The organism is Flavobacterium sp. YO12, from assembly GCF_004119495.1.
Taxonomy (GTDB): Bacteria; Bacteroidota; Bacteroidia; order Flavobacteriales; family Flavobacteriaceae; genus Flavobacterium.
Genome location: NZ_NRQU01000111.1, coordinates 1 through 6,245, shown reverse-complemented (window position 1 = coordinate 6,245; position 6,245 = coordinate 1). Strand labels below are relative to the sequence as shown.

The following is a 6,245-nucleotide window of genomic DNA, read 5'->3' as shown; positions in this document are numbered from 1 at the left end:
AATTTAGATATCAGAAAAGTGTGACTTATATTGAAATGGAATTTGTTGCTGGAGTACATTTTTCATGCTTAAATTAAATTTTTAAAGATTTAGAATTTTTAGCAATCTGTGTAAACAGGCATGAATATTGAGAAAGTACTGTTTATAGAAGAATTTTGATTTTCGAGAACAAAAAAATATTAATCTAAAAAAAACATCTTTATGAAAAAACTTACACTTGCAGTCGTTTCAGTTTTAACCTTATTACTTACTTCATGTATGGCATCAAAAGAGAGTAAAAGCACAGCAAATATTTATGATACAACTTGGGAATTAGAATATATTTCGGGTCCTAGAATTGCTTTTGAAGGTTTGTATCCAAATAAAAAACCACAAATTACTTTTGATCAGAAAGAAACAAAAGTTTTTGGTAATGATGGATGTAATGGTTATAGTGCACCATATACTTTAAATGGGAAATCGTTGACTTTTGGAGAACCGGGACCAACTACAATGATGTTTTGTGAAGGCGGCGGTGAACAGCAATTTTTAAAACAAATGAGAAAAATTACAAGTTACTCTGTTGATAAAGATGGAAAATTAAATTTAATTCAAGGCGATGTGCCAATGATGAGATTTAAAAAAGTAGCTAAACAATAATTTTAAGAGACAAAAGTAAAAAAAGGGAATGTATTTTCTATTCCCTTTTTTTTATTTCTTCTTTAGTTTGTCTTTAAAAACTTTTTCAAATTTTTCCAGTTTAGGCTGAATGACCATTTTACAATAAGGTTGATTCTTGTTGTTTGAATAATAATTTTGATGATAATCTTCAGCTTTATAAAACGCTTTGAAAGGTTCAACTTTAGTTACTATAGGATTACTGTAAACTTTTGCTTTGTTTAATTCGGCAATAATAGATTCAGCAGCTTTTTTCTGTTCAGCATTTTTATAAAAAATCACAGACCTATATTGTGTTCCAACATCAGCACCTTGTCTGTTTAGTGTAGTTGGATCGTGGACAGTAAAAAATACTTTGAAGATTTCGTTTATGTCTGTTACATTTTTATCAAATGTAATTTGAACTACTTCAGCATGACCAGTTGTACCTGTGCAGACTTCTTCATAAGTAGGATTTGCATTTTTTCCGCCAGAAAATCCAGAAACAACAGATTTTACCCCATCTAGATTCTCGTAAACAGCTTCAACACACCAATAACATCCTCCGCCAAGTGTAATAGTATCTAGATTTGAAGTTTTTTTAGTTTGCGAAAATCCGTTTAAGGCTAGAGCAAAAAGAGAGATTAAAATTGTATTTTTCATTTTTCAGTTTATTTGTTGTCCGGAATAAAATCCAGAGCAATCGAATTCATGCAATAACGTTTTCCAGTAGGTGCGGGACCATCATCAAATAAATGACCTAGGTGTCCTCCGCAGCGGCCGCAAAGCGCTTCGATTCTTTCCATTCCAAGAGAATTATCATTTTTGTAAACTACACTTTTTTTATTGTCTTGCTCAAAAAAGCTTGGCCAGCCGCAGCTGCTTGCGAATTTTGCACCAGATCTAAAAAGTTTATTTCCGCACGAAGCGCAGTAATAAGTTCCTTTTTCATCAGTATTCCAGTATTTTCCAGTAAAAGGCCTTTCAGTGTCAGCTTCACGCATAACCGCATAAACATCTTCAGGAAGTACTTTTTTCCATGCTGCATTACTCACATTTAATTTAGTCGTGTCAGTATTTGAATAATATGGATTTCCGGGTTTGCTGATTTTGTTTTCCATAGCAGTAACAGTATTTGCAGTTTGTTTTTTAGTATTTTGCCCGCATGCCTGTAAAATAAAAAGTGGAATTAAAAAGCAAAGACTAAGAATTTGTTTTTTTGTTTTCATTTTTTTTAAGCTTTAATTCTGTTTCTTTTTCAAAGATACGACTACATTTTTCCTTCAAATGTCGTGTATTTTACAATTCAGATATATTTAAGTATGTTTTAACTTTTTATTATCTACGTAGAACTCAGCAATACAGTTTTTAAATCTTATTTTTAAAGGATTTTAAAAGAAAAGGTAATATACAGTATATTGTAAGTCAGTGTTTTGTGAGGATTGAAGACAAGTTAAACTTTTCACAATGTCTGCTGAGATTTTTAAGCCATTTCTTTTTTCGTATTTTTGTTTGATTAATGCGCCATATGACAGAAGAAAACGTAATATTAGTTAACCAAAATGATGAGCAGATTGGTTTGATGCCAAAATTAGAAGCTCATGAAAAAGCTGTTTTACATCGTGCTTTTTCAGTTTTTATTTTAAATAATAAAAATGAAATGATGCTGCAGCAGCGTGCACATCATAAATACCATTCTCCATTACTCTGGACTAATACATGCTGCAGTCACCAGCGTGAAGGTGAAACCAATATAGAAGCCGGAAGTCGACGACTGTTTGAAGAAATGGGTTTTAAAGCGGAGCTGAAAGAATTATTTCACTTTATATATAAAGCACCTTTTGATAACGGTTTGACAGAGCACGAACTTGATCATGTAATGATTGGGTATTATAATGAAGAGCCTTTAATAAATCCAGATGAAGTAGAAGACTGGAAATGGATGAAAATAGAAGATGTTAAAGCTGATATTGAAAAACAGCCTGAACTTTATACCGTGTGGTTTAAGATAATTTTTGATGAATTTGATCATTATCTCGAAGATCACAAATTATAACCAAAGCTAACCAAACCTAAATGAGAGTAACCATATCAAGAAAAGCACATTTTAATGCTGCACATCGATTGCATAGAAAAGATTGGACATTAGAAAAGAACACTGCTGTTTTTGGAAAATGTAATAATCCCAATTTTCATGGTCATAATTATGGTTTAACAGTAAGTGTTACAGGTAAAATTGATCCAGAAACTGGTTTTGTTTTAGATGTGAAAGTATTAGCGGACATTATACTTGAAGAAGTAGAAGTGCCGTTTGATCACAAAAATCTGAATCTGGATGTTCCGGAATTTCAAGATTTGAATCCAACCGCAGAAAATATTGCTGTTGTGATATGGAATAAAATTAGAAAAAGAATTCAGCCTGATTTTGATTTAGAAATCGTGCTTTATGAAACAGATCGCAATTTTGTAACTTATAAAGGAGAATAATAAATGTCATTAAAAATAGGAGATATAGTTCCGAATTTTACTGCAAAAGATAATCACGGGGATGTTTTTGAAAGCCAGAGTGTTTTAGGCCGCAAGCCGTTAGTGATTTATTTTTATCCAAAGGATAATACCCCTGGTTGTACAACTGAAGCCTGCAGTTTTAGAGATCAATATGAAGATTTTGCAGCTTTAGGTGCAGAAGTAATTGGTATTAGCAGTGACAGTGTAAAATCGCACCATAAATTTGCTGATAAACACCAGCTGCCTTTCATTCTACTTTCAGATCAAGATAAAAAGCTGCGTCACCTTTTTGGTGTTCGTAACAATTTGTTTGGTCTTCTGCCAGGACGTGTTACTTATATTATTGATAGAAATGGTGTTGTCATTTATATTTTTGATAGTGTAAATGCATCAAAGCACATTCCAAAAGCATTAGAAATAATTAAAGAGTTGGTACTATAAATGAAATAAATGTTTTTAGCTTATTATTTAAGCTATTAGTCTCAAAATAAAAATATGAAATCAAGTTTGTACCCTTTGCAATTTGAGCCAATTTTAAAAGAAAGAATTTGGGGAGGCGAAAAATTAAAAACAATATTAAATAAGCCCATTACGTCTAAAATAACTGGTGAAAGTTGGGAATTATCTACAGTAGAAGGTGATGTTAGTATTGTGTCTAACGGAGAATTAAAAGGGAAAACATTAATGGAGCTTATTGCTGAAGCTCCAAATGAGCTTTTAGGAACAAAAGTTCATGAGCGTTTCGGTAAACAATTTCCATTGCTTTTTAAATATTTAGATGCAAGAGAAGATCTTTCAATTCAAGTTCATCCAAATGATGAATTAGCAAAAGAGCGTCATAATTCATTTGGTAAAACCGAAATGTGGTATGTAATGCAGGCCGATGCTGATTCTAGAATCATTGTTGGTTTTAAAGAGAACTCAAGTAAAGAGGAATATTTAAAACATTTAAAAGATAATACTTTAGTTTCTATTCTAGACAATGTAAAAACAAAAGCTGGAGATGTTTTCTTTTTAGAAACAGGAACTGTTCATGCAATTGGTGCAGGTTTGGTAGTTGCAGAGATTCAGCAGACATCTGATATTACGTATCGTTTATATGATTTTGATCGTGTAGATGCACAAGGAAATAAAAGAGAACTTCATGTAGATTTAGCGCTTGATGCAATTAACTACAATAAAGTTAATACGAAGAAAAAATACGATTCAAAAGCAAACACTTCAAATGTCGTAGTTGATTGTCCCTATTTTACCACGAATTTTATTCCATTAGAAAGTAATACTGAAATTTCTAAGTCTGGTGAAACATTTACCGTTTATATGTGTATTGATGGAAGTTTTGAAATTGAATATGATGACTTCAAGCATACTTATATAAAAGGAGATACAGTATTAATTCCTGCCGCTGTTAGATCGTTTGTTTTGAATGGAAAAGCTTCAATTTTAGAAATTTACATTTCATAGCGCGTAATATAAAGATTATGTGTATTTTTGCAGACGCAAATTAAAATTATAATAAAAATGGCAAACGTTAAAAATTTAAAGAAAGACATCAATTTTGTATTAGGAGATATTATTGAGGCAGTTTACTTGTTTGAAATGTCTACAACAGGAAATCCTACTCCAGAAACGAATGCTTTAGTTGATGAAGCAATCACAGCTTTTGATACTTTGATCACAAAAGTGAATGCAAAGAACGTTGAAAATAAAAAAGCGCACTTCAAACAAATAAATGTTGAATTGGAAGAAACTGCTAATCAATTGATTGCTAAAATCAACGAATTGTAATCAAAAAAAAGTATAAAAAAGGGCAAAATTATTTTGGTAAAACGAAAAACCGCTTTATATTTGCACCCGTAATGAGGCCGATGTAGCTCAGCTGGCTAGAGCAGCTGATTTGTAATCAGCAGGTCGTGGGTTCGAGTCCCTCTATCGGCTCAACAAAAACCATCACAGAAATGTGGTGGTTTTTTAATAATAAAGAGTGGTGTGAATTTTTTTTGGAATATTAAAAAACAATTTTATCTTTGCACCCGGAAAATAGGCCGATGTAGCTCAGCTGGCTAGAGCAGCTGATTTGTAATCAGCAGGTCGTGGGTTCGAGTCCCTCTATCGGCTCCAAAAGAAAACCATCGCATTTGTGATGGTTTTTTTATTTGTGCCTTCTGGTGATTGTGTTTGGGAGGATGAAGGATGAGGTTTGTTTCTTGTTGGGGGGATTCTAGTTTTTGGCTTTGAGGTTTTGAAATAAAGGTATGGCTCGTTTAAATAGCAATCGCGAAAAGAAAAAGTATTTTAAGATTGTTGAGGACTATCTTAATAATGAATTTGAAGACAGGTTGAAGAAGTTGTTCAGAAAGCAAGGTCAGATTCTTGTAAAATTGATTCATCTCCAAACGGGGATAACAACCTATCAGCTGATAAAGACATTAAAAAGTGGTTTCAAAGCATTTGTGTTAAATACAACTGCGAATTTATTTGATATAAGCTTGGAAACCGAGTATAAGCCTTATGAAGTAAATGAAGACTATCTAATAGAAACAATTCTGGTTCGTGCTTTTGAATCTGGACGTTTGCTGAATCAAACGCCAGCTAATCCTGTAAATTATGATAATTTGATGGAGTATTGGGAGGTCAAAGCAAAAGCGGTCAATAAAAACTAATACTATAATATATAGTAATCACAACCCGACAGGTTTTCGAAACCTGTCGGGTTTGTTTTTTTTTATACATATATATGTATTGAAATATACTATAATATATATATGAGTAAAAAGGGATGAGATAGAATTGCTTTGAGATCTTGAAAAGGGATTAATTTGCGGTGAAGGCAAGAATCTTTTGTTTTGCCTCTATAAGTAGAATGATTTCTATTTCGATTTAAATTGCGAGGTCTATTTTGAGAAGAAAAGCTAAGCTAAAAAGAGAAAGCACGGCTTCTTTGTATTGGAAGACGATTAAAAACCACCAAAAATCAGCTTTTGAGTCTAAGAACTCATGCTGTAAAACAAGGAAAGCAGAGAAAACCGCTAAAAACTCCTCAAAATAGGAGTTGGTAAAAGGTCGAAAAATAAAGAAAGTGCAGTGAAACGAAGAAAAGT

Annotated in this window: 9 protein-coding genes, 2 tRNA genes and 1 pseudogene; 9 read left to right on the top strand and 3 right to left on the bottom strand. The window is 32.4% G+C overall.

All coding sequences use genetic code 11. The features are described 5' to 3' along the window. The first annotated feature begins 201 nt into the window (after positions 1–201). On the top strand, positions 202–639 hold the full coding sequence (locus BOW55_RS20265; RefSeq protein ID WP_129026228.1) for an META domain-containing protein: 438 nt from the start codon (positions 202–204) through the stop codon (positions 637–639). A gap of 51 nt (positions 640–690) precedes the next feature. Here the strand turns inward: BOW55_RS20265 and msrA are convergent, their stop codons facing one another. Together msrA and msrB are read right to left on the bottom strand one after the other, a co-directional pair. Then, complete coding sequence (gene msrA / locus BOW55_RS20260) at positions 691–1,299, bottom strand: peptide-methionine (S)-S-oxide reductase MsrA (RefSeq protein WP_129026226.1); 609 nt, start codon at positions 1,297–1,299, stop codon at positions 691–693. 8 nt (positions 1,300–1,307) lie between these two features. Next, complete coding sequence (gene msrB / locus BOW55_RS20255; protein ID WP_089055255.1) at positions 1,308–1,865, bottom strand: peptide-methionine (R)-S-oxide reductase MsrB; 558 nt, start codon at positions 1,863–1,865, stop codon at positions 1,308–1,310. A 299-nt stretch (positions 1,866–2,164) separates the two neighbouring features. Here msrB and idi point away from each other — a divergent pair, with 299 nt between their 5' ends. The 8 genes and pseudogenes from idi to BOW55_RS20215 form a co-directional block, all read left to right on the top strand. After that, on the top strand, positions 2,165–2,692 hold the full coding sequence (gene idi / locus BOW55_RS20250; RefSeq protein WP_089055254.1) for an isopentenyl-diphosphate Delta-isomerase: 528 nt from the start codon (positions 2,165–2,167) through the stop codon (positions 2,690–2,692). Positions 2,693–2,712: 20 nt separating this feature from the next. Next, on the top strand, positions 2,713–3,123 hold the full coding sequence (locus BOW55_RS20245; RefSeq protein ID WP_129026224.1) for a 6-carboxytetrahydropterin synthase: 411 nt from the start codon (positions 2,713–2,715) through the stop codon (positions 3,121–3,123). Positions 3,124–3,126: 3 nt separating this feature from the next. Continuing rightward, positions 3,127–3,585, top strand: coding sequence for a peroxiredoxin (locus tag BOW55_RS20240; protein ID WP_129026222.1), 459 nt, complete (start codon positions 3,127–3,129; stop codon positions 3,583–3,585). 54 nt (positions 3,586–3,639) lie between these two features. Next, complete coding sequence (locus tag BOW55_RS20235) at positions 3,640–4,608, top strand: type I phosphomannose isomerase catalytic subunit (protein WP_129026220.1); 969 nt, start codon at positions 3,640–3,642, stop codon at positions 4,606–4,608. Positions 4,609–4,665: 57 nt separating this feature from the next. Further along, on the top strand, positions 4,666–4,932 hold the full coding sequence (locus tag BOW55_RS20230; RefSeq protein WP_068843886.1) for a hypothetical protein: 267 nt from the start codon (positions 4,666–4,668) through the stop codon (positions 4,930–4,932). A gap of 76 nt (positions 4,933–5,008) precedes the next feature. Beyond that, positions 5,009–5,082, top strand: a tRNA-Thr gene (locus BOW55_RS20225). 106 nt (positions 5,083–5,188) lie between these two features. Beyond that, positions 5,189–5,265: transfer RNA gene (locus tag BOW55_RS20220), tRNA-Thr, on the top strand. A 125-nt stretch (positions 5,266–5,390) separates the two neighbouring features. Then, positions 5,391–5,807 (top strand): annotated as a pseudogene (locus tag BOW55_RS20215) (DUF4294 domain-containing protein); the annotation flags it as partial. Between the two features lie 217 nt (positions 5,808–6,024). Here BOW55_RS20215 and BOW55_RS21095 read toward each other — a convergent pair. After that, positions 6,025–6,245 (bottom strand): hypothetical protein (locus BOW55_RS21095; RefSeq protein WP_206733635.1); only part of this gene is annotated, 221 nt, incomplete at its 5' end.